Origin of the sequence: Pseudomonas laurylsulfatiphila, from assembly GCF_002934665.1 — a bacterium.
Taxonomy (GTDB): domain Bacteria; phylum Pseudomonadota; class Gammaproteobacteria; order Pseudomonadales; family Pseudomonadaceae; genus Aquipseudomonas; species Aquipseudomonas laurylsulfatiphila.
Genome location: NZ_NIRS01000006.1, coordinates 273,942 through 295,885 on the forward strand (window position 1 = coordinate 273,942; position 21,944 = coordinate 295,885).

24 protein-coding genes are annotated in these 21,944 nt (G+C 59.8%); 13 read left to right on the forward strand and 11 right to left on the reverse strand.

The features are described 5' to 3' along the window. Nucleotides 1–6 precede the first annotated feature (6 nt). From CD175_RS31240 to CD175_RS23535, 3 genes are read left to right on the forward strand one after another with little or no spacing between them, the layout of a single operon-like run. Nucleotides 7–267, forward strand: coding sequence for a hypothetical protein (locus CD175_RS31240; RefSeq protein WP_158255667.1), 261 nt, complete (start codon nucleotides 7–9; stop codon nucleotides 265–267). After that, nucleotides 248–2,890, forward strand: coding sequence for a bifunctional lysylphosphatidylglycerol flippase/synthetase MprF (gene mprF, locus CD175_RS23530; protein WP_104450653.1), 2,643 nt, complete (start codon nucleotides 248–250; stop codon nucleotides 2,888–2,890). The genes CD175_RS31240 and mprF overlap by 20 nt, the downstream gene beginning before the upstream one ends. After that, nucleotides 2,890–4,191: a virulence factor family protein gene (locus CD175_RS23535; RefSeq protein WP_104450654.1), complete on the forward strand. Its 1,302-nt coding sequence runs from the start codon at nucleotides 2,890–2,892 to the stop codon at nucleotides 4,189–4,191. Before mprF ends, CD175_RS23535 begins: the two co-directional genes overlap by 1 nt. Nucleotides 4,192–4,445: 254 nt before the next feature. On the opposite strand, the gene CD175_RS23540 is transcribed toward CD175_RS23535, so the two are convergent. Further along, nucleotides 4,446–6,347 (reverse strand): potassium transporter Kup, encoded by a 1,902-nt coding sequence (locus CD175_RS23540; RefSeq protein ID WP_104450655.1) that lies wholly within the window; start codon nucleotides 6,345–6,347, stop codon nucleotides 4,446–4,448. 292 nt (nucleotides 6,348–6,639) lie between these two features. Here CD175_RS23540 and rimO point away from each other — a divergent pair, with 292 nt between their 5' ends. The 6 genes from rimO (at nucleotide 6,640) to tsaA (ending at nucleotide 11,884) form a co-directional block, all read left to right on the forward strand. Beyond that, on the forward strand, nucleotides 6,640–7,977 hold the full coding sequence (rimO, locus tag CD175_RS23550; protein ID WP_007971167.1) for a 30S ribosomal protein S12 methylthiotransferase RimO: 1,338 nt from the start codon (nucleotides 6,640–6,642) through the stop codon (nucleotides 7,975–7,977). Nucleotides 7,978–8,089: 112 nt separating this feature from the next. Then, nucleotides 8,090–8,563, forward strand: a complete 474-nt coding sequence (locus tag CD175_RS23555) for a GNAT family N-acetyltransferase (protein ID WP_104450656.1) — start codon at nucleotides 8,090–8,092, stop codon at nucleotides 8,561–8,563. Nucleotides 8,564–8,764: 201 nt separating this feature from the next. Next, nucleotides 8,765–9,475 carry an rRNA pseudouridine synthase gene (locus CD175_RS23560; protein WP_007971163.1) on the forward strand — a complete coding sequence of 237 codons (711 nt, stop codon included), beginning with the start codon at nucleotides 8,765–8,767 and terminating at the stop codon, nucleotides 9,473–9,475. Between the two features lie 76 nt (nucleotides 9,476–9,551). Beyond that, complete coding sequence (locus CD175_RS23565) at nucleotides 9,552–10,022, forward strand: YehS family protein (RefSeq protein ID WP_104450657.1); 471 nt, start codon at nucleotides 9,552–9,554, stop codon at nucleotides 10,020–10,022. A 207-nt stretch (nucleotides 10,023–10,229) separates the two neighbouring features. After that, nucleotides 10,230–11,000 (forward strand): SDR family oxidoreductase, encoded by a 771-nt coding sequence (locus CD175_RS23570; RefSeq protein ID WP_104450658.1) that lies wholly within the window; start codon nucleotides 10,230–10,232, stop codon nucleotides 10,998–11,000. A 185-nt stretch (nucleotides 11,001–11,185) separates the two neighbouring features. After that, complete coding sequence (gene tsaA / locus CD175_RS23575; RefSeq protein ID WP_104450659.1) at nucleotides 11,186–11,884, forward strand: tRNA (N6-threonylcarbamoyladenosine(37)-N6)-methyltransferase TrmO; 699 nt, start codon at nucleotides 11,186–11,188, stop codon at nucleotides 11,882–11,884. Between the two features lie 183 nt (nucleotides 11,885–12,067). Here the strand turns inward: tsaA and fpr are convergent, their stop codons facing one another. Beyond that, nucleotides 12,068–12,847 (reverse strand): ferredoxin-NADP reductase, encoded by a 780-nt coding sequence (fpr, locus tag CD175_RS23580; protein WP_003443014.1) that lies wholly within the window; start codon nucleotides 12,845–12,847, stop codon nucleotides 12,068–12,070. 145 nt (nucleotides 12,848–12,992) lie between these two features. Between fpr and CD175_RS23585 the strand changes: the two genes are divergently transcribed. Next, a complete protein-coding gene (locus tag CD175_RS23585) occupies nucleotides 12,993–13,919 on the forward strand; it encodes a LysR family transcriptional regulator (RefSeq protein ID WP_033047456.1) in 927 nt (308 codons plus the stop codon). Here CD175_RS23585 and CD175_RS23590 read toward each other — a convergent pair. Together CD175_RS23590 and erdR are read right to left on the reverse strand one after the other, a co-directional pair. After that, nucleotides 13,916–14,278: a diacylglycerol kinase gene (locus CD175_RS23590; RefSeq protein WP_015093791.1), complete on the reverse strand. Its 363-nt coding sequence runs from the start codon at nucleotides 14,276–14,278 to the stop codon at nucleotides 13,916–13,918. The genes CD175_RS23585 and CD175_RS23590 overlap by 4 nt on opposite strands. A 76-nt stretch (nucleotides 14,279–14,354) precedes the next feature. Beyond that, nucleotides 14,355–15,005 carry a response regulator transcription factor ErdR gene (gene erdR / locus CD175_RS23595; RefSeq protein WP_102699344.1) on the reverse strand — a complete coding sequence of 217 codons (651 nt, stop codon included), beginning with the start codon at nucleotides 15,003–15,005 and terminating at the stop codon, nucleotides 14,355–14,357. On the opposite strand from erdR, the gene CD175_RS23600 reads away from it, so the two are divergent. Further along, entirely contained in the window at nucleotides 14,998–15,216 is a 219-nt protein-coding gene (locus CD175_RS23600) for a hypothetical protein (RefSeq protein WP_104450660.1), read from the forward strand. The two genes, erdR and CD175_RS23600, sit on opposite strands and share 8 nt — an antisense overlap. Nucleotides 15,217–15,223: 7 nt before the next feature. On the opposite strand, the gene CD175_RS23605 is transcribed toward CD175_RS23600, so the two are convergent. Continuing rightward, the gene (locus CD175_RS23605; protein WP_104450661.1) at nucleotides 15,224–15,982 is read right to left on the reverse strand and encodes a tRNA-uridine aminocarboxypropyltransferase; all 759 of its coding nucleotides are present in this window, start codon (nucleotides 15,980–15,982) and stop codon (nucleotides 15,224–15,226) included. A gap of 188 nt (nucleotides 15,983–16,170) precedes the next feature. Between CD175_RS23605 and CD175_RS23610 the strand changes: the two genes are divergently transcribed. After that, nucleotides 16,171–16,593 (forward strand): quorum-sensing-regulated virulence factor family protein, encoded by a 423-nt coding sequence (locus CD175_RS23610; RefSeq protein ID WP_007971154.1) that lies wholly within the window; start codon nucleotides 16,171–16,173, stop codon nucleotides 16,591–16,593. Here the strand turns inward: CD175_RS23610 and CD175_RS23615 are convergent, their stop codons facing one another. Then, on the reverse strand, nucleotides 16,594–16,788 hold the full coding sequence (locus CD175_RS23615) for a hypothetical protein (RefSeq protein ID WP_007971153.1): 195 nt from the start codon (nucleotides 16,786–16,788) through the stop codon (nucleotides 16,594–16,596). Nucleotides 16,789–17,269: 481 nt separating this feature from the next. Between CD175_RS23615 and CD175_RS23620 the strand changes: the two genes are divergently transcribed. After that, nucleotides 17,270–18,388 carry an LOG family protein gene (locus tag CD175_RS23620; protein WP_104450662.1) on the forward strand — a complete coding sequence of 373 codons (1,119 nt, stop codon included), beginning with the start codon at nucleotides 17,270–17,272 and terminating at the stop codon, nucleotides 18,386–18,388. A 45-nt stretch (nucleotides 18,389–18,433) separates the two neighbouring features. On the opposite strand, the gene recX is transcribed toward CD175_RS23620, so the two are convergent. The 5 genes from recX to CD175_RS23645 all read right to left on the reverse strand — a co-directional run bounded on the left by recX (nucleotide 18,434) and on the right by CD175_RS23645 (nucleotide 21,922). Continuing rightward, on the reverse strand, nucleotides 18,434–18,901 hold the full coding sequence (gene recX, locus CD175_RS23625; RefSeq protein WP_007971150.1) for a recombination regulator RecX: 468 nt from the start codon (nucleotides 18,899–18,901) through the stop codon (nucleotides 18,434–18,436). Nucleotides 18,902–18,909: 8 nt separating this feature from the next. Continuing rightward, nucleotides 18,910–19,968 (reverse strand): recombinase RecA, encoded by a 1,059-nt coding sequence (gene recA / locus CD175_RS23630; RefSeq protein ID WP_104450663.1) that lies wholly within the window; start codon nucleotides 19,966–19,968, stop codon nucleotides 18,910–18,912. A gap of 83 nt (nucleotides 19,969–20,051) precedes the next feature. Then, nucleotides 20,052–20,552 carry a CinA family protein gene (locus tag CD175_RS23635; protein ID WP_104450815.1) on the reverse strand — a complete coding sequence of 167 codons (501 nt, stop codon included), beginning with the start codon at nucleotides 20,550–20,552 and terminating at the stop codon, nucleotides 20,052–20,054. A 118-nt stretch (nucleotides 20,553–20,670) separates the two neighbouring features. Then, nucleotides 20,671–21,012 carry a phage holin family protein gene (locus CD175_RS23640; RefSeq protein ID WP_104450664.1) on the reverse strand — a complete coding sequence of 114 codons (342 nt, stop codon included), beginning with the start codon at nucleotides 21,010–21,012 and terminating at the stop codon, nucleotides 20,671–20,673. Between the two features lie 175 nt (nucleotides 21,013–21,187). Next, nucleotides 21,188–21,922, reverse strand: a complete 735-nt coding sequence (locus CD175_RS23645) for a LexA family transcriptional regulator (RefSeq protein ID WP_104450816.1) — start codon at nucleotides 21,920–21,922, stop codon at nucleotides 21,188–21,190. Nucleotides 21,923–21,944: the final 22 nt, after the last annotated feature.

Consider the following 21,944-nt stretch of genomic DNA (forward strand, 5'->3'; position numbering starts at 1 on the left):
CCTTTTTTGTATCTGTTGAAAAAGTCCTTTCGCAACAATGATCTGTCACTGTGCATCAAGCCGTTTGGGGCCACCCATGCGCCGGGTTCAGACTATGCTCTATCGCAGGCTGAAGCCTTCACGACTGATGTCGCGCCGTCCCCGCGCCCGGTGATAGGCGTTAATATTTGTGATTATTTTTTTCTACAGGGATTGGTAACTTGGCTGGATACCCCCATCCTGTCGCGCACAATCCAAGAGGTGATTGATGCGCGCCAACTCGTCTGATTCACAAGACACTGTCACAGCGACACAACCGATCAAGGCTGAGCGTTTGCGCCTGCTTGATCGATTGAGCAAATACCGTCAACCCATTGGCCTGGCGGTCACTCTGCTGTTGTTCGCGATCGCGTTGATTGCCTGTCGCCACCTGCTGAGCGAGCTCGACCTTTACGCGCTGCACGACTCGATCCTCGAAGTTCCGAAACCTGCCTTGTTGGGCGCGCTGGGCGCAACCGTGGTGGGCTTCATCATTCTGCTCGGCTACGAATGGTCGGCCAGCCGCTATGCCGGGGTGAGCCTGGCGCCGCGCACGCTGGCACTGGGCGGTTTCACGGCCTTTGCCATCGGCAACGCCATCGGCCTTTCAATGTTGTCGGGCGGCTCGGTGCGCTATCGCCTCTATGCCCGTCATGGCCTGGGAGCGGCTGAAGTCGCCCGCATGACGCTGTTCGCCAGCCTCTCGCTGGGTTGCGCCCTGCCGCCGCTGGCCGCCCTGGCGACGCTCAGCGACCTGCCGGCCGCGGCCACCGCCCTGGGACTCTCCGAGACCTTGCTTGGCGTAGTGGCGAGCGCCGTGCTCGTGCTGTTTTCGGTGCTGGCCATCGGCATCTACCGTCGCCGACTGCCGGAACAGCCTTACCCGGACAACCTGCTGGTCAGGATCGGGCGCCGCACCCTGCGCCTGCCCGGGACTCGCCTGACGTTCCTGCAATTGATCATCACCGCCCTGGACGTTGCCGCCGCCGCAACGGTGCTCTATCTGCTGCTGCCGGAAACGCCGCCCTTCGGTGCGTTCCTTTTGGTGTACCTGCTGGCTTTGGCCGCCGGTGTGCTCAGCCACGTGCCGGGCGGTGTCGGGGTGTTCGAGGCGATCTTGCTGGCGGCCTTTTCCGACACCCTGGGTGCTGCGCCGCTGGCGGCCGCCCTGCTGCTCTACCGCTTGATCTACGTGGTCCTGCCCTTGCTGGTGGCCTGCCTGCTGTTGCTGGTCAACGAAGGTCAGCGCCTGTTCCAGACGCGCCAGACATTGCGCGCGGCCTCGGGCCTGGCGGCGCCGATACTGGCGGTGCTGGTGTTTCTGTCCGGTGTTGTCCTGCTGTTCTCCGGCGCCACCCCGGAAATCGACACCCGCCTGGAACACATCGGTTTTCTGATCCCCCATCGACTGGTCGATGCTTCGCACTTTGGCGCCAGCCTGGTCGGCGTGCTTTGCCTGTTGCTGGCCCAGGGCCTGCGCCGCCGGTTGTCGGCCGCGTGGATGCTGACCACTATCCTGTTGCTGGTCGGCGCCCTGCTCTCACTGCTCAAGGGTTTCGACTGGGAAGAAGCCAGCCTGATGGTGCTCACGGCGAGCCTGCTCGGGGTATTCCGCCGCTCGTTCTACCGCCCCAGCCGCCTGACCGAAGTACCGTTCTCGCCGCTGTACCTGGTGTCCAGCCTGTGCGTGCTCGGGGCGTCGATCTGGTTGCTGCTGTTTGCCTACCAGGACGTTCCGTACAGCCATCAACTCTGGTGGCAATTCACTCTGGACGCCGATGCCCCTCGTGGCCTGCGCTCGCTGCTCGGGGCTGCCGTGCTGCTGGTCGTGGTCTCGCTGACCTGGTTACTGCGCACCGCGCGCCCGGTCATTCACCTGCCGACACCCGAGGAGTTGGAGCGCGCCAGCAAGATCCTAATGGCCTCCGCGCAACCCGATGGCGGCCTGGCCCTGACCGGTGACAAGGCGCTGCTGTTCCACCCCAACGACGAGGCGTTCCTGATGTACGCCCGTCGCGGCCGCAGCCTGGTGGCGCTGTATGACCCGATCGGGCCGGGCCAGCAGCGAGCGGAAATGATCTGGCAGTTCCGCGACCTATGCGACATCCACCACGCCCGTCCTGTGTTCTATCAGGTGCGCGCAGAGAACCTGCCGTACTACATGGACATCGGCCTGACCGCGATCAAGCTCGGCGAAGAAGCCCGGGTCGACCTCAAGCGTTTTGATCTCGAAGCCAAGGGCAAAGAGATGAAGGACCTGCGCTACACCTGGAACCGTGGCACCCGCGATGGCCTGTCGCTGGAAATCTTCGAGCCGGGCCAGGCACCGATGGATGACCTCAAGGTGATTTCCGATGCCTGGCTGACCGGCAAAAACGTCCGCGAGAAGGGTTTTTCGCTGGGCCGTTTCAGCGATGACTACCTGAAGTATTTCCGCATCGCGGTGATTCGTTTCGAAGGTCGCCCGGTCGCGTTCGCCAACTTGCTCGAGACCTACGGCCATGACCTGGCCAGCCTCGACCTGATGCGCGCGCACCCGGACGCCCCGAAGCTGACCATGGAATTCATGATGGTCGGCCTGATCCAACATTATAAAAACCATGGATACGCGCGTTTCAGTCTGGGCATGGTGCCGTTATCGGGGTTGCAACCCCGTCGCGGCGCGCCATTGACCCAGCGCCTGGGCTCGATGGTATTCCGCCGTGGTGAGCAGCTGTACAACTTCCAAGGCTTGCGCCGCTTCAAAGACAAGTTCCAGCCTGATTGGGAACCCCGTTATATGGCCGTGCCCGCCGGACTCGATCCGCTGGTTGCGCTGGCCGACACTGCTGCCCTGATCGCGGGCGGCTTGACCGGATTGGTGAAACGCTGATGATTCAACGCTCCTTGCGGTATGTATTGGGCACACTGGTGATAGTGGCCCTGATTCTCGGTGGCGGTTTCTGGTACCTGAAACGCCCGGCACCGGAACCGACCCTCGAATCGCTGACCCCGGCCGACGGTGCGGCGATGACCCGCGTCATCCCCGGCACCACGCCACGCGCCCAGGTGCTGGTGGCGGTCAACGAAGACCAGAAACTCAGCGACAAGCAATTGATGACCCTGAGCCGCAGTGGCTCGGCGCAGATTGTCCAGGTGATCCTGCCCAAGGACTGCCTGCTGCAAAGTCGCGCCCTGCAATCGGGCCTCAGAGAACTCAAAGGCCCGGCGACCCTGGTCAGCGGCATCGGCCCGGGTGCAGTGCTGGCCTGGCGCTGGTTATCCGAGCAAAAGGACGACAAGGCTTACGCCGTCTCGGTCGACCTGGCCCTGGAAAAGGGTGGCTGCACTCACCTGCTGCCCAAAAGCGCGGCCCACGGCCACTGGCTGGCAGCGTGGAACGACAACCCGGACGACACCAGTGCCGGCTTCGTGCGTGATCAACCGAACGCCGAAACCAGCATCAGCGACTACGACATCAACCTGCCGCAAGTGCTGAACAACGAACTGCGCAAGATCCTCGTCGGCGGCGACAAAGCCGCTGGCGGCCTGCAGATTCCGGTGGTCGAAGTGCCTGCCGGTCAGGCCAGGGACACCGTGACCCTGTTCCTGTCCGGTGACGGCGGCTGGCGCGACCTCGACCGCGACGTGGCGGGCGAGATGGCCAAGATCGGCTACCCGGTGGTGGGCATCGACACCCTGCGCTACTACTGGCAGCACAAGAGCCCTGAGCAAAGCGCGCTGGACCTGGCCGAACTGATGCAGCACTACCGGCAGAAATGGGGCACCAAGCGCTTCATCCTGACCGGTTACTCGTTCGGTGCCGATGTTCTGCCGGCAATCTATAACCGCCTGGCCGAATCGGAACAGCAACGCGTCGACGCGATCATCCTGCTGGCCTTCGCCCGCACCGGCAGCTTCGAGATCGAAGTCGAAGGCTGGCTCGGCAACGCCGGCAAGGAAGCCGCCACCGGTCCGGAAATGGCCAAGCTGCCAGCCGCCAAAGTGGTGTGCATCTACGGCGAAGAAGAAACCGACGAGAGTGGCTGCACCGACAAGACGGCGGTAGGCGAAGCCATCAAGCTGCCTGGCGGCCACCACTTCGACGAGAACTACCCGGCGCTGGCCAAGCGTCTGGTGGAGGTGATCGAGAAGCGCCAGCCGAAGGAAGCCGAAGCGACCGCTCAGGAATGATCCGGGCCCGCTGAACAGGAGCCCTCGCTACTTCACGGTAGCGGGGGCTTTTTCATTCTTGCGTGCTCCACACATTCCCTGTGGGAGCGAGCCTGCTCGCGATAGCATTCTTTCAGGCACCTTAAATGCTGAATGTCAGTCCGCCTTCGCGAGCAGGCTCGCTCCCACAAGGGTTCTTCACTGGCCTCAGAAATTGCATTGAGCACAAAAAAGCCCCCGCTACCGCAATGGCAACGGGGGCTTTTTGATGAGGCTTACATCTCCACCTGCGTCCCCAACTCAATCACCCGGTTCAGCGGCAGATTGAAGAAACGCAGATTGCCGTTGGCGTTCTGCAACATGAAGGCAAACAGCGCCTCGCGCCAACGAGACATGCCTTCGAGCTTGGAAGCGATGACCGTTTCACGACTGAGGAAGTAAGTCGTGCGCATCGGGCTGAAGTCCAGCTCATCGAGGTGACACAGCTTCAACGCCTTCGGTACGTCCGGCTCGTCGGTGAAGCCGAAGTGCAGGATCACCCGGAAAAAACCTTCGCCATAGGAATCCACCTCGAAGCGCCGCGTCGGCGGAACCCGCGGGATGTCTTCGTACACCACCGTCAGCAGCACCACCTGCTCGTGCAGCACCTGGTTATGCAGCAGGTTGTGCAACAGCGCGTGGGGCACGGCATCCGGCCGCGCCGTGAGGAACACGGCAGTACCCTGAACGCGATGGGGCGGTTGTACCGCGATGCTGCTGATAAAGATCGGCAGCGGCAAACCACCCTCATCGATGCGCTCGACCAGCAACTGCTTGCCGCGTTTCCAGGTGGTCATCAGCACAAACAGCGCGAAACCGGCGATCACCGGAAATGCACCGCCCTGAACGATTTTCGGCACGTTGGCGGCGAAGTACAAACCATCTACCAGCAGGAAACCCAACAGGATCGGCACCACAAGGACCGGTGGCCACTTCCACAGCAGCAGGATCACTGCGGACACCAGGATAGTGGTCATCAGCATGGTGCCCGTCACTGCCACGCCGTAGGCCGAAGCCAGGGCGCCAGAGGATTCGAAACCAATCACCAGCAGAATCACGCCGACCATCAACGCCCAGTTCACCGCACCGATGTAGATCTGGCCCTGTTCGGCACTGGAAGTGTGCCGGATGTGCATGCGCGGAATGTAACCGAGCTGGATCGCCTGACGGGTCAGGGAGAACGCACCGGAAATCACCGCTTGCGAGGCAATCACCGTGGCCAGGGTCGACAGGCCGACCAGCGGGATCAATGCCCAGCTCGGTGCCAACAGGTAGAACGGGTTACGGGCAGCTTCCGGATCGCCCAGCAGGAGCGCACCCTGGCCAAAGTAGTTCAGCACCAGCGCCGGCAGCACGAGGATGAACCAGGCACGAGCGATCGGCTTGCGACCGAAGTGGCCCATGTCCGCGTACAGCGCTTCGGCACCGGTCAGTGCGAGCACCACGGCACCGAGAATCGACAGGCCCATGCCCGGATGGACCATGAAGAAACGCACGCCCCACACCGGGTTCATCGCTTCCAGGACTTCCGGGTGCTGGCTGATGCCATAGACGCCCAGTGCACCCAGCACCAGGAACCAGGTGACCATGATCGGCCCGAACAGAATGCCGATGCGCGCGGTCCCGTGACTCTGAATCAGAAACAGCGCGACCAGCACCACCAGCGACAATGGCACCACCCAATGGTCGATGCCTTCGAATGCCAGCCCCAGGCCTTCGATCGCCGACAAAACCGAGATCGCCGGGGTGATCATGCTGTCACCATAGAACAGCGCCGCGCCGATCAGCCCGCAGACCACCAGAAAGCCGCGTAACTTCGCGTGGCCCGCCGCCGCCCGCCGGGCCAGTGCGGTCAGGGCCATGATCCCGCCTTCGCCCTGGTTGTCAGCGCGCAGTACGAACATCATGTACTTGATCGATACGACCCAGATCAGCGACCAGAAAATGAGTGCCAGAATCCCCAGCACCCCGTCATGGTTGACCGGCACGCCATAGCCTCCGGAAAACACTTCCTTGAGGGTGTACAACGGACTGGTGCCGATATCGCCATAAACCACCCCGACTGCCGCGACCAGCATACCGATCGGCTTCACCGCCGAATGCTCGGCACCGGCAGCCTGACTACTTGCCTGACCCATCCACCACTCCTACTTCTCAGACCCGGGCTTCTTTGAAAGAAGCACTATGCTTTATCGTGCAGCATGCGCTGTTTTACTTCAGGTTACAGACGTTTTGTTGACTGTAAAAAACCAGTAAAGCGTAACGGCGCGAAGCATAGCGCAGCACTCGTCGTATTTCCCTGCATAAAGCTGGTCAAGTGGGCTTACCATCGCTAGAATTGCGCACTTTTTGACCAGAGGCGCCAAATAAGCGCCCGTCCGTCGTCTTGCCGCACTCGGCACGAGGCGTCACAAAATACCGAGGTTAGACATGTCCACCACTCCTGCGTCGGCCAATCCAAAGGTTGGCTTCGTATCCCTGGGCTGCCCCAAAGCACTGGTCGACTCCGAGCGCATCCTTACCCAGCTGCGCATGGAAGGCTATGACGTCGTCTCCACTTACCAGGACGCCGATGTCGTGGTGGTCAACACCTGCGGCTTCATCGATTCGGCCAAGGCCGAGTCTCTGGAAGTGATTGGCGAAGCCATCAAGGAAAACGGCAAGGTCATCGTGACCGGCTGCATGGGCGTCGAAGAAGGCAACATTCGCGACGTACACCCGAGCGTGCTGGCCGTGACCGGTCCGCAGCAGTACGAGCAAGTGGTCAACGCCGTGCACGAAGTCGTACCGCCACGCCAGGACCACAACCCGCTGATCGACCTGGTGCCGCCACAAGGCATCAAGCTGACTCCGCGCCACTACGCCTACCTGAAGATTTCCGAAGGCTGCAACCACAGCTGCAGCTTCTGCATCATCCCGTCGATGCGCGGCAAACTGGTCAGCCGTCCGGTGGGCGACGTGCTCGACGAGGCCCAGCGCCTGGTCAAGTCCGGCGTCAAGGAGCTGTTGGTGATCTCCCAGGACACCAGCGCCTATGGCGTCGACGTGAAATATCGCACCGGTTTCTGGAACGGCGCGCCGGTGAAAACCCGCATGACCGAACTCTGCGAAGCCCTGAGCACCCTCGGCGTCTGGGTTCGCCTGCACTACGTTTACCCGTACCCGCACGTTGACGAGCTGATCCCGCTGATGGCCGCCGGCAAGATCCTGCCGTACCTGGACATCCCGTTCCAGCACGCCAGCCCGAAGGTGTTGAAGTCGATGAAACGCCCGGCCTTCGAAGACAAGACCCTGGCACGCATCAAGAACTGGCGCGAAATCTGCCCGGACCTGATCATCCGTTCGACCTTCATCGTCGGCTTCCCGGGCGAAACCGAAGAGGACTTCCAGTACCTGCTGAACTGGCTGACCGAAGCCCAGCTCGACCGTGTCGGCTGCTTCCAGTACTCGCCGGTTGAAGGCGCACCGGCCAATGATCTGGACCTGGAAGTCGTCCCGGACGACGTCAAACAGGACCGTTGGGAGCGCTTCATGGCGCACCAGCAGGCCATCAGCTCGGCGCGCCTGCAAATGCGCATCGGCCGCGAGATCGAAGTGCTGGTCGATGAAGTCGACGAGCAAGGCGCCGTGGGCCGCTGCTTCTTCGACGCCCCTGAAATCGACGGCAACGTATTCATCGACAACGGCAGCAACCTCAAGCCAGGCGACAAGGTCTGGTGCAAAGTGACCGACGCCGACGAATACGACCTGTGGGCTGAACAGATCTAAACGCAAAAAATACAAAAAGCCCCGCTCTCTTGACGAGATGCGGGGCTTTTTTACGGCTATCGTTTGCACATGGAAGGATTCCTATCAACCACTGCATAAGAGGCAGACGGGCATGCGTCAGCATTCGGTCATCCACACGCCGAAACTCGGCGACTACGAAGAATTGACCCGGGTCTGGGAGGCCTCGGTGCGCGCCACCCACGACTTCCTGCCGGACAGCTACATCGAACTGCTGAAAAACCTGGTGCTGACCCGCTACCTCGACTCGGTGATGCTGATCTGCACCAAGGATTCGAGCCAGCGCATCACCGGATTCGCCGGCGTCGCGGCAGGCAAGATCGAAATGCTCTTCATCGACCCCGACCATCGCGGCCAGGGCCTGGGCAAGAAATTGTTGCGTTATGCCCTGGAACACCTGAACGCCGATGAACTGGACGTCAACGAACAGAACCCGCAAGCCCTCGGCTTTTACTTCAAGCAGGGTTTCGAGGTCATCGGTCGCTCGGAAGTCGATGGCATGGGCCAGCCGTATCCGTTGTTGCACATGCGTATGCGTCAAAACCAGCAACACTCCCGACATGGCTGACACAACATCGACAACTGTAGGAGCTGGCTTGCCAGCGATGGTGGCTAACGATAACGCGCCGTCTCAGGAAAAAAGCGGCGCACTTGAATCCATCGCTGGCAAGCCAGCTCCTACAGTAAAAGCCACACGGTGCAAATGGAACCGGGATTAACCGGCGCCAGGCAGGTACAATGCCCACCCCCTTTTTGTTACGGCCCTGACATGACTGACCCGATTCGTCTCTCCAAACGCCTCATCGAACTCGTCGGCTGTTCCCGTCGGGAGGCTGAGCTGTTCATCGAGGGCGGCTGGGTCACCGTCGACGGCGTGGTCATCGACGAGCCGCAATTCAAGGTCGACACCCAGAAAGTCGAGCTTGACCCAGAAGCCAAGGCCACCGCGCCGGAACCGGTGACCCTGCTGCTCAACGTGCCGGCCGGCATGGACGCAGACACCGCCATGGCCACCCTCGGCGCCGAGACCCTGAGCGAAGAACACCGCTACGGCAAGCGTCCGTTGCGCGGGCACTTCCTGCGCCTGACCGCCAGCACCGACCTGCAGGCCAACGCCAGCGGTCTGCTCGTGTTCACCCAGGACTGGAAAATCCTGCGCAAACTCACCGCCGACTCCAGCAAGATCGAGCAAGAGTATGTGGTCGAGGTTGAAGGCGAGATGGTGGCTCACGGCCTCAACCGTCTGAACCATGGCCTGACCTACAAGGGCAAGGAGTTGCCGGCGGTCAAGGCCAGTTGGCAGAACGAAAACCGCCTGCGCTTTGCCATGAAGAACCCGCAACCGGGCATCATCGCCCTGCTGTGCCAGGCCGTCGGCCTGAAGGTCGTCGCCATCCGCCGCATCCGCATCGGCGGCGTGTCCATCGGCAAAGTGCCCGTGGGGCAATGGCGCTACTTGTCCGGCAAAGAGAAGTTCTAAGGCGTTCCGCGCCGCCACACTTTTCGGTGCTGCTGTTTTCGGCGGCACCCATAGCTGAATTATCAGGACTGAACACATGATTCATAACGACGTACTGCGCAGCGTGCGCTACATGCTCGACATCAGCGACAAAAAAGTCATCGAGATCATCAAGCTCGGTGGCCTGGACGTGACCCTGACAGACCTGGTGACCTATCTCGACAAGAAAGAGGAAGACGAAGAAGGCTTCGTGCGCTGCCCGGACGAAGTCATGGCACATTTCCTCGACGGCCTGGTGATCTTCAAGCGCGGCAAGGACGAAAGCCGTCCGCCGCAGCCGATCGAAGTGCCGGTGACCAACAACATCATCCTGAAAAAGCTGCGGGTCGCATTCGAGCTGAAAGAAGACGACATGCACGCGATCCTCAAGGCCGCCGAGTTCCCGGTGTCCAAGCCTGAGCTGAGCGCGCTGTTCCGCAAGTTCGGCCACACCAACTATCGCCCTTGCGGCGACCAGTTGCTGCGCAATTTCCTCAAGGGCCTGACCCTGCGCGTTCGTCCGCAATAAATCACCCCCCCCTGTAGGAGCTGCCGCAGGCTGCGATCTTTTGATCTTGTTTTTAAAAATCAAAATCAAAAGATCGCAGCCTGCGGCAGCTCCTACACAGGAGGTTCAGGGCTTGGCCGTATGGCCATTCATTCCGCGCAAAAATAGTGGCTCCGTTTCGAACGGCTGACAACTAGGGTGTAAAGACCTCAGCTCTCAGGATTCGCCATGCATCCCTACTTTTCCCTGCAAGGCCGCACCGCCCTGGTGACCGGCGGCACCCGTGGTATCGGCAAGATGATCGCCAAGGCCTACGTCGAGGCGGGCGCCACCGTGTACGTATGCGCCCGCGACGCCGAAGCCTGCCGGCAAACCGCCGACGAACTCGGAGCGCTTGGACACTGCCACGCCATGGTGGCCGACCTCGCCACCGAAGAGGGCGTCCTGCAACTGGCCACACGCCTGGGCGAGCAGATTTCCCATCTGGACATCCTGGTGAACAATGCCGGCACCACCTGGGGTGCACCACTGGAGAGCTACCCGATCAAGGGCTGGGAAAAAGTCATGCAGCTCAACGTGACATCGGTATTCAACTGTATCCAGCAATTCCTGCCCCTGCTGCGCAAGGCCGGTTCAGCGCAGAATCCCGCGCGGATCATCAACATTGGTTCGGTGGCCGGGATTTCATCCTTCGGCGAACAGGCGTATGCCTACGGGCCGAGCAAGGCGGCGCTGCATCAACTGTCGAGGATTCTGGCGCGCGAACTGGTGAGCCAACACATCAACGTCAATGTGATCGCCCCGGGTCGCTTTCCGAGCAAGATGACCCGGCACATTGGCGATGATGAACAGGCACTGGCCGAGGATACGGCGCTGATTCCAATGAAGCGTTGGGGCCGCGAGGAAGAGATGGCGGCGCTGGCGATCAGTCTGGCGAGCACCGCGGGGGCCTACATGACCGGGAATATCATTCCTTTGGATGGCGGATTCAGTCTGTAGATCGGCCGCGCGCCCATCGCGGGCAAGCCACGCTCCCACAGGGCTCTAGAGCGCACACAAAATTTGTGTCCATCACAGAACCTGTGGGAGCGTGGCTTGCCCGCGATGACGGACTGACAGGCGCCATCGGGCTAGAGGTCACGTGGGTTATCATGCCTGCCTTCATTCCGCCTCGACCTCAAACCATGACCTACAGCGTTTCCCCTATCGGCTTCGTGCGCTCCTGCTTCAAGGAGAAATTCGCCATTCCGCGCCAGCCACAACTGGCCCCGGCCGCCCGTGGGGTGCTGGAACTGGTGGCTCCGTTCGATCAAGGGGACGCAGTACAGGGCCTGGAGCAGGTCAGCCATGTGTGGCTGCTGTTCCTGTTCCACCAGGCCCTGGAGGAAAAGCCTCGCCTGAAGGTCCGCCCTCCTCGCCTCGGCGGCAACAAATCCATGGGCGTGTTTGCCACCCGCGCCACCCACCGCCCTAATGGCATCGGGCAATCAGTGGTGAAACTGGACAGGGTCGAAGCCAACCGCCTGTGGATCTCGGGCATCGATCTGCTGGATGGCACGCCGATTCTCGATATCAAGCCTTACGTGCCCTACGCCGACATCATTGATACAGCCGCCAACAGCATCGCCAACGCTGCGCCGCCGCTGATTCCCGTGCAGTGGACGGACTCAGCGCTGCTGCAGGCTCACGAGCACGCCCGGCGCCTTGATGAGCCTTTGGTTGAGCTGATCGAGCAATGCCTGGCGCAAGACCCACGCCCGGCCTATCAAACGCCTGCACCCGAGCGGGAATACGGCGCGCAGTTCTGGGATCTGGATGTGCGTTGGCATTACCCGACACCGGAGCTGATCCGCGTCCTGGAAGTCATTCCTGCAAAGGGCTGAACGCTGGAAACGAATAAGCCCGCATGACCTTCCCAAGTCATGCGGGCTTTTCAGATGCGCTGCAAATCTACTGTAGGAGCGAGCCTGCTCGCGAAAAACCTGAGGACGCCGCTGGGTATCAAGCTTCCCGCGTTATCGTTGACCTCCATCGCGAGCAGGCTCGCTCCTACACGTGACCGGCGGTCACTTCTCGACGAACGCACGCTCGATCAGGTAGTCACCCGGCTCGCGCATCCGCGGCGAAACCTTCAGGCCGAAGCTGTTCAGCACTTCGCTGGTCTCGTCAAGCATGCTCGGGCTGCCGCACAGCATGGCGCGGTCGTCCTGCGGGTTGATCGGTGGCAGACCGATGTCGCTGAACAGCTTGCCGCTGCGCATCAGGTCGGTCAGGCGGCCTTCGTTCTCGAACGGCTCGCGGGTTACGGTCGGGTAGTAGATCAACTTGTCACGCAGGGCCTCGCCGAAGAATTCGTTCTGCGGCAGGTGCTCGGTGATGAACTCCCGGTAAGCGACTTCGTTGACGTAACGCACGCCGTGGCACAGGATCACTTTTTCGAAACGCTCGTAGGTTTCCGGGTCCTGGATGACGCTCATGAACGGCGCCAGACCGGTACCGGTGCTGAGCAGGTACAAATGTTTGCCTGGCTTCAAGTCATCCAGCACCAGTGTGCCGGTAGGCTTCTTGCTGATGATGATCTCGTCGCCTTCCTTCAGATGCTGCAACTGCGAAGTCAGCGGACCATCAGGCACCTTGATGCTGAAGAACTCGAGATGCTCTTCCCAGTTCGGGCTGGCAATCGAGTAAGCGCGCATAAGCGGGCGGCCGTTGGGCTGTTGCAGGCCGATCATCACGAACTGACCGTTCTCGAAGCGCAGGCCCGGATCACGGGTGCACTTGAAGCTGAACAGAGTGTCGTTCCAGTGGTGAACACTGAGGACACGCTCGTGGTTCATGTTGCTCATGTACGTGGGACTCCTGGAGATTGGTCTGCGCGTGTTCGGTGTGCTCTGCAAGAAAGCCAGCTCTGCGCAATTGCATCGCATTCTAAAGGCAGAGACAATATCTGTTAAATGGATTATTAAGATAAGGGTTATCGGTTATATCGATATGCGATTTACTCTCCGTCAACTTCAAGTATTCGTCGCCGTCGCCCAGCAGGAAAGCGTGTCCCGTGCTGCGGGCCTGCTCAACCTCTCGCAATCGGCGGCGAGCACCTCGATCACCGAACTGGAGCGCCAGTGCAGCTGCCAACTGTTCGACCGCGCCGGCAAACGGCTGAGCCTGAACGCCCTCGGTAAACAACTATTGCCGCAAGCGGTCGCCCTGCTGGACCAGGCCAAGGAAATCGAAGACCTGCTCAACGGAAAGTCCGGTTTCGGCTCGCTGGCCGTGGGCGCGACCCTGACCATCGGCAATTACCTGGCCACCCTGCTGATCGGCAGCTTCATGCAGCGCCATCCGGAAAGCCAGGTGAAGCTGCACGTGCAGAATACTGCCAACATTGTGCAGCAGGTGGCCCACTATGAAATTGACCTGGGTCTGATCGAAGGCGACTGCAGTCACCCGGACATCGAAGTGCAAAGCTGGGTCGAGGACGAACTGGTGGTGTTTTGCGCCCCTCAGCATCCGCTGGCCAAGCGCGGCACGGCCACCATGGACGAGTTGAGCCACGAAGCCTGGATCTTGCGCGAACAGGGTTCCGGCACACGGCTGACCTTCGATCAAGCCATGCGCCATCACCGTTCTTCCTTGAATATCCGCCTGGAGCTTGAGCACACCGAAGCGATCAAGCGCGCGGTGGAATCAGGTTTGGGGATTGGCTGCATTTCCCGGCTGGCTTTGCGCGACGCATTCCGCCGCGGCAGCCTGGTGCCTGTCGAGACGCCGGATCTGGATCTGGCGCGACAGTTTTATTTCATCTGGCATAAACAGAAATATCAGACCTCGGCGATGCGCGAATTCCTCGATCTGTGCCGCGCCTTCACCGCCGGGGTTCAGCGCAGCGACGAGATCGTGCTGCCGACGATCGCTTAGAGCAGGATGACCGCCCACACCAGGGCAATCATGCTCAATGCCACGAACTGGGCGGCACTGCCCATGTCCTTGGCATTCTTGGACAGCGGGTGCCGCTCAAGGGAAATGCGGTCGATGGCCGCTTCCACGGCCGAATTGAGCAACTCGACGATCAACGCCAGCAGGCATACCGCGATCAACAACGCCTGTTCGACCCGGCTGACATTCAGGAAGAACGACAATGGAATCAGGATGACGTTGAGCAATACCAGTTGCCGAAAAGCGGCTTCGCCGGTGAAGGCTGCGCGCAGGCCGTCCAGCGAATAACCGGAGGCATTGAGAATACGTTTCAGACCGGTCTGGCCTTTGAAAGGTGACATAGAGTGGGCAACTGACAAAAAAGGAAGTGGGAAAGCTAGTTCAACCAAAGTCAAAAAAGCGTGAAGTTGCCAGCCTTTAATGGCTGGAAGTTGACTCAAGTTGTTGCAGGAGCAGCGCGGCCTGGGTCCGGGTCCGCACATTCAGTTTACGGAAAATCGCGGTCACGTGCGCCTTGATAGTCGCCTCGGAAACACTCAGCTCGTAGGCGATCTGCTTGTTCAGCAAGCCTTCGCAGACCATGGTCAGCACCCGGAATTGCTGCGGTGTCAGACTGGCAAGGCCTTCGCTGGCCGCCTTGGCCTCTGCCGAAACGCTGACCGCTTCGAATGCCTGCGGCGGCCAGAACACATCGCCATCGAGGACCGCACGCACGGCTTTCTGGATCACACCCAAGTCGCTGGATTTGGGAATGAAGCCACTGGCGCCGAACTCACGGGACTTGACCATGATGGTCGGCTCTTCCTGGGCCGAGACCATGACCACCGGAATCTGCGGGTACTGACCGCGCAGCAGGACCAGCCCGGAAAAACCGTAGGCCCCCGGCATGTTCAGGTCCAGCAGTACCAGATCCCAGTCGGATTTTTCCGTCAGGCGGACTTCCAGTTCGGCAATGCTCGCCACCTCCACCAGACGGACATCCGGGCCAAGGCCCAGGGTCAACGCTTGATGCAAGGCACTACGAAACAGCGGATGGTCATCGGCAATCAGGATTTCGTATGTGGCCATTTTTCAAATGATCCTGTTTTTCATGGGACGCCCGATGCATTCGGACCTCGCCAAAGCACCTCAAGGCACAGCCATGGAGTTGCACTCACCAGGCACGTTCAACGCAAGAAACGCCATTGCAAACGCTGGCCGCACCCTGATCGGCGCCAAGCATGCCCAGCGAAGCCGGGGTGGTCAAGCCGCATGCCCGGTACAGTTTATTGCAGTATGAGCGACAATCAGTCCACCAAAGGAGTGACCGACTGGACATAGGGCATCAACTCGGCATGCGCCGGGGTCGAAACGTTCATGTCCAACTGATGTTTGGCGTCGAGGTAATGCTGGCTGAACACATCAAAGTAGGCATCCAGCGCCGAGGCTGCGTCGACATCGCCCGCAAGGTCGAGACACAGCGCCGCCACTTCCGCCGTGCACAGATGCTCGCTGCGGGTCGAGCGGCGCAACCGGTAGCGCGAGAGTTTTTCAGGCAACAGGCTGAGGATCGGCAATCGATCGAAATAGGGGCTCTTGCGAAAGATCTTTCGCGCTTCGGTCCAGGTCGCGTCCAACAGAATGAACAACGGACGCTTCGTGCCATCGACATCCACACTGTTTGTCACCCGCTCAGGCTCGACATATTCACCCGGAAACACCAGGTACGGCAGCCATTGCGGGTCGGACAACAGCGCCAGCAACTTCGGATCGACCTCCGTACGGGACCAGATGAAGGCGTGGTTGTCAGGGACCACGTCGGCGATCAGCCAACCGGTGTTGCTCGGCTTGAACACTTCCTTGTTGGTCATGATCAGGCACACGCCGGAGCGGGTCGCGACCTGCGGACGCCATGCGCACAGGCAGTGGCTCTCGATCACCCGGCAGTCACGGCAACGCGGCGCACGCCAGCCACGGGCCTGAATCGGCTTGATGCCCTCCTCCTCACGCTGATCGCGCAAGCGGGCTACGGCATTCAAGGCAAAGCGCGCGGGGGTGGGGCTCATAGCGGGCAACGCCCACAGAGAAGGAAACTCGACACGAAACACACTCGACAGGGTAAAAAGTGCCAGCAGTTTACCAGACCGCCCGGCGCAAGCCTGTACCGTCCAGCCCGCCTCCCCTATAATTCGCCGCCACTGAACGCACAGTCACGTGACGGGTCAAACCCCCATCACTGAACCAGGAGAGTTTCATGCTGCGCCTTATCGTTCCTACCGCGGCCATTTTGCTGGCGTCGTCCCTCAATGCCCAGGCTGCGTCCTTGAAAGACACGGAACTGAACAAAATGCTGCAAAACGTCGCCACCCAGAGCAGCGTCGGCACTCCACGAGCGATCAACGAAGACATTCTCGATCAAGGCTACACCGTTGAAGGCAAACAACTGATCAACCACCTGAGTGTGCAGAGCAGCCACGCCGACAAGATGCGTGCAGACCCGAAGGCGGTGTACTTCCAGTTGGGCGCTTCTGTCTGCAGGAACGAAGGGTTTCGCAAGCTGATGGCCAAGGGCGCGATCATGCGTTACGACTTCACCGAGGTGAAGACCAACCGTCCGGTCGGCTCCGCCAGCTTCCAGGAATCGGATTGCCTGCAACCGGCCAAGAAGAAAAAGTAATCACCGGGAATTGGCGCGCCGCTGTTCATCTTCGGCGCGCAATTCTGCCAGCAGCGCCTGCAAGTAATGCGAACGGCGTTCGCCGCCACGCAAACGCCGGCAGCACTCCTCTTCGAGGCTCAAATGATTGGCCTCGGCTGATGACTTCAACAATCGATACAGTTGCGTATCGACCTCCAGAACGACTCTGGCCATGGTTTCCCGCCTCCCTGCACTTCACTCATGTTTGAGCGATTAAATCCTTGAACTGCATGTGCCGTGCGCCCTGCCGTTGACGCAAAGTTGTCGTGTGGCACCTGTAACTTAGTAAATCAGAGTGCGGCACAGGCGACGCCTGTTCAGACGAGCGGTGAAACCACCTTGCAAATCGTCAATAAGCGGTTGCCAGCAAAGACGTTGTGGCGCAATGATCAATCAGCGCAAATCATTGTGAAGGTCTAGATTTCAGGTATCCACGTTCACTTTTTCAGGGCTGGAAAGGGGCTGGCCGTCGCTTGCCGTGTTGTGCGATTGTTTCTTTCATCCAAGGGAAAAACAGAACCTGTTTGGATGATCCGATGTCTTTCGGGTCAAGTAGATCGCCCAGGCATGGGCCTGGGCAGACAGCGACACATGAAGTGTCGTGGCACCGGCGTACGTTGTCGGGCCGAGGGTTCTGTGCAGAAGGAGAAGTTGAATGCCTTACCAACCGAATGACCTCCTGAGCCGTCATTTCGAAGAAAGCGGCCACGACCTCCTCAGCAAGGTCGAAGAACAACTCAAGCTGATTTCACCCAACAGCCCGAACATCCCGATCTACCGTGACATGATCCTGACCGTGCTGCGCATGGCCCAGGAAGACCATAACCGCTGGAACGCCAAAATCACCCTGCAAGCCCTGCGCGAACTGGAACAGGCCTTCCGCGTGCTCGAACAATTCAAGGGACGGCGCAAGGTCACTGTTTTCGGCTCGGCCCGTACCCCCATGGAACACCCGCTCTACAGGATGGCCCGGGAACTCGGCGCCGCTCTGGCGCGCTCGGACATGATGGTCATTACCGGCGCCGGTGGCGGCATCATGGCCGCCGCCCACGAGGGCGCCGGCCTGACACACAGCCTGGGGTTCAACATTACCCTGCCCTTCGAGCAGCATGCCAATCCCACTGTCGACGGCACGACCAACCTGCTGCCCTTCCATTTCTTCTTCACCCGCAAGCTGTTCTTCGTCAAGGAAGCCGATGCCCTGGTGCTGTGCCCGGGCGGCTTTGGCACGCTGGATGAAGCCCTGGAAGTGCTGACTCTGATTCAGACCGGCAAGAGTCCATTGGTGCCCGTGGTGCTGCTCGACGCGCCGGGCGGTAAATTCTGGCAAGGCGCACTGGACTTCATTCACCAGCAACTGGAGCAAAACCATTACATCCTGCCCACTGACATGAAGCTAGTGAGACTGGTCTACAACGTCGAAGAAGCGGTAGAGCACATCAACCAGTTCTACAGCAACTTCCACTCCAGTCGCTGGCTCAAGCATCAGTTCCTGATTCGCATGAATCACTCACTCAACGACCAGGCACTTGAGTACATGCAGGAGGCTTTCGCCGACCTGTGCCTGAGCGATCATTTCCATCAGCACGCTTACAGCGGTGAAGAACACGACGAAGCCGAATTCAGCCATCTGGCGCGACTGGTCTTCAACTTCAACGCCCGCAATCATGGCCGGCTGCGCGAACTTGTGGACTACATCAACCTGCCGGAAAACTGGGCACAATCAAAAACCCAGGCACAACAACGCACGCGGGAGCCGTCAAAGGTTACGTGAGGCATAAAAAAACGGCCCGCTATCGAAATAGCGGGCCGTTTCAGTTCAGTCGTCCATCCCTCGACCGCTGAACAGTCGGTTGATCATTTCCATGGAGTATCCCCGATACGCCAGGAATCGGCCTTGTTTGGCTCGCTCCCGGACATCTGCCGGCAATTGCCCGGAGAATTTACGTCGCCAGGTGTCGGCCAACTGCTCCTGCCAGTCGATACCGCTCTCACGCAGGGCGAGTTCAATGTCGATGCGTTGCAGGCCGCGCTGGCTCAACTCTTCACGAATGCGTAAAGGGCCATAACCGGAACGGGCGCGGTAGGAAACGAAACTTTCGAGGTAACGGGTTTCAGACAACAACCCCTCTTCCGTCAACCGGTCGAGTGCTGTTTCGATCATTTCAGGGAGGGCGCCGCGCTGACGCAGTTTACGCGTCAGCTCGACTCGACCGTGCTCGCGTCGTGCGAGCAGGTCCATTGCGGTTCGCCGCACCGCGACGAGTGTATCGAGTACGGCGGTCATCGCTTCGATCAGATATCAGCGTCAACCAGGTCGTCTTCGGTCTCTTTGACCGCAGAAGCTTTGGCGTCTGCTACGGATGCCGGGGACAGGAGCTTGTCACGCAGTTGCTTCTCCAGCTTTGCCGCGACGTCCGGGTTGTCCGCCAGGAACTTAGCCGAGTTGGCCTTGCCCTGACCGATCTTGGTGCCTTCATAGGCATACCAGGCGCCGGACTTCTCAACGAAACCGTGCAGAACACCCAGGTCGATCATCTCACCGTTGAGGTAGATGCCCTTGCCGTAAAGAATCTGGAACTCGGCCTGACGGAATGGCGAAGCCACCTTGTTCTTCACGACCTTGACGCGGGTTTCGCTACCAACGACTTCATCACCTTCCTTCACCGCGCCAGTACGACGGATGTCCAGACGAACCGATGCGTAGAACTTCAGCGCGTTACCACCGGTGGTGGTTTCCGGGCTGCCGAACATCACGCCGATCTTCATGCGGATCTGGTTGATGAAGATCACCAGGCAGTTGGCGTTCTTGATGTTACCGGTGATTTTACGCAGCGCCTGGGACATCAGGCGGGCTTGCAGGCCCACGTGCATGTCACCCATTTCGCCTTCGATTTCAGCCTTTGGCACCAGGGCGGCCACGGAGTCGACGATGATCACGTCAACCGCGTTGGAACGCACCAGCATGTCGGTGATTTCCAGGGCCTGCTCGCCGGTGTCCGGCTGGGAAACCAGCAGGTCGTCGACGTTGACGCCCAGCTTGCCGGCGTACTCAGGGTCGAGGGCGTGTTCGGCGTCGACGAATGCGCAGGTCGCGCCGGCTTTTTGAGCCTGGGCGATCACGGACAAGGTCAGCGTGGTTTTACCGGAAGATTCAGGACCGTAGATTTCAACAATACGGCCTTTTGGCAGGCCGCCGATGCCGAGAGCGATGTCCAGACCCAGAGAGCCAGTGGAAATGGCCGGGATCGCCTGACGGTCCTGATCGCCCATACGCATTACGGCACCCTTGCCGAATTGACGTTCGATCTGACCCAGGGCCGCAGCCAAGGCTTTCTTCTTGTTGTCGTCCATTAAAGTCCTCACGTAATCAATAAGGCCTGACGGCCAACACCTGTATAAGTAGCCAGTATTATTCCACAGCGATTCCGGATCGCCTACCCCTGATTTGAGATTTCTGCCGCGGTATAGCGCAGCAGCCCCTCTAGCGCGGCCTTCACCGTTTGTCGGCGCACCTCGTCGCGGTCACCGGCGAAGTGTTGCAACTCGCTGAACACTCGCTCGCCCACGCCCCAGGCCAGCCAAACCGTCCCCACCGGCTTGCTCGGCGAACCACCGTCCGGCCCGGCTACGCCACTGACCGCCACGGAAAAATACGCGCGACTTTTCTCCTGCGCGCCCCTGGCCATCGCTTCGACTACCTCGCGACTGACCGCCCCCACCGTGGTGAACAACTCCACAGGAACATCCAGTTGCAGGTTCTTCTGCAGATTGGAATAGGTGACATAACCGGCCTCGAACCACGCCGAGCTGCCCGGAATACGGGTGATCGCCTCGGCAATCCCGCCTCCGGTGCAGGACTCGGCCGTGGAAACGTGGGCATTGAGAATCTGCAATTGCCTGCCAAGGTCAGCGGCGAGCTGGGTAATTACTTTCACGGTCATCTCCTGATGGGGCGGGATGGGTTAACCGTACACCAGCAGACCGCACTTGCAAGCGACAGGCCCGATCAAAATGTAAAGAACCAGAGGCTCTGGAAAAGGCCTGCCGAGGGATTCAATCTTCCACGTCACTGGATTGAACATGACCGACACCCATGCGCTTGGCCGCCCAACGCTCATACAACCCTAAAACTACGTCTGTCCCGGCCATCGCCGTTAAACAACCACCCGCACAAGCTGCCCAAATGGAAACATTGGCGGCGTGCAGCAGCATGATGACCGAGGCGCCGCAGATCATGCTGGAGCCAGACCGCAGGCTCAGGCGCCGGACAAGGGGCCAGCCACGAACACCCTCTTTATCGGCACGCCACATTTCACCGGTAACGCCACCAAGTATTGGCAGGCTGATGACCAGCCAAAGAGGCATGTCCAGCAACGCATATTGCTCAGCGGTCATTTCATGCCTCCTTGAGTGAACGGTCATTCCGTGTTCTTGAATAGACAGAAAACAAGACTATGCATTTACGCATAGACAGTCAATGCGCAAACGCATAAACGAAGACCATCCGATGCTTTCAGCAAACGAAAAAAAACCCGCTCAGGAAGCGGGTTTTATCTGAACGCTGAGGGTGTTAGCGGGCGTACATGCCCCACCAGAAGACATGTCCGAGGATAACAATCGGCTCCTCCTGGATGTCCTGAAAGGTGTAATCCTCGTCTGGGTGTTCATCGCGATTAAAGCTGCGCAGGCGTATCCCGGTCGGCAGACGATAAAGCTGCTTCACCCGAAGTTGGCCGTTGTGATTGATTGCATAAAGGTCGCCGTCAACGATATCGCCAATGCCGCACTTGCCGGCATTCACGCCGACCGTGGCGCCATCGCGCAGTACTGGCAGCATGCTGTTGCCCCGCACCGTCACGCATTTCGCCTGATCGAACTGCACACCGTTATGGCGCAGACTCCGCTTTCCAAAGCGCAGGCTAGAGCGCTCGCTTTCCTCGATAACGAATCTTCCCGACCCTGCGGCCAACTCAACCTCACGAAGAAAAGGAACCGACACCTCATCGTCATCGATAGGGGTATCGTCGTCCCACAGACTTATATCCTTGAGTTCCGAATGCACAGGAGCACGCCCGGCATTGGTGGCGGGCGCGACGTCCGCGCGACCTCGCAACTGGTCGGTGCTCACGGAAAAATAGTCGGCAATTTTCGAAATGTGCCGATCCGAAGGATCGACGATCTTCCCGCTGAGAATGCGCGAGAGCGTGGATTGAGGCACGCCGGTACGACGGTGAAGCTCCGTGGGGGAGATCCCGTGCTGATCGAGCAATGCTCTTAATACGGTAGATACGTTGCGTTTTTGCATAACCCGCATAGTGCTTGCTCTA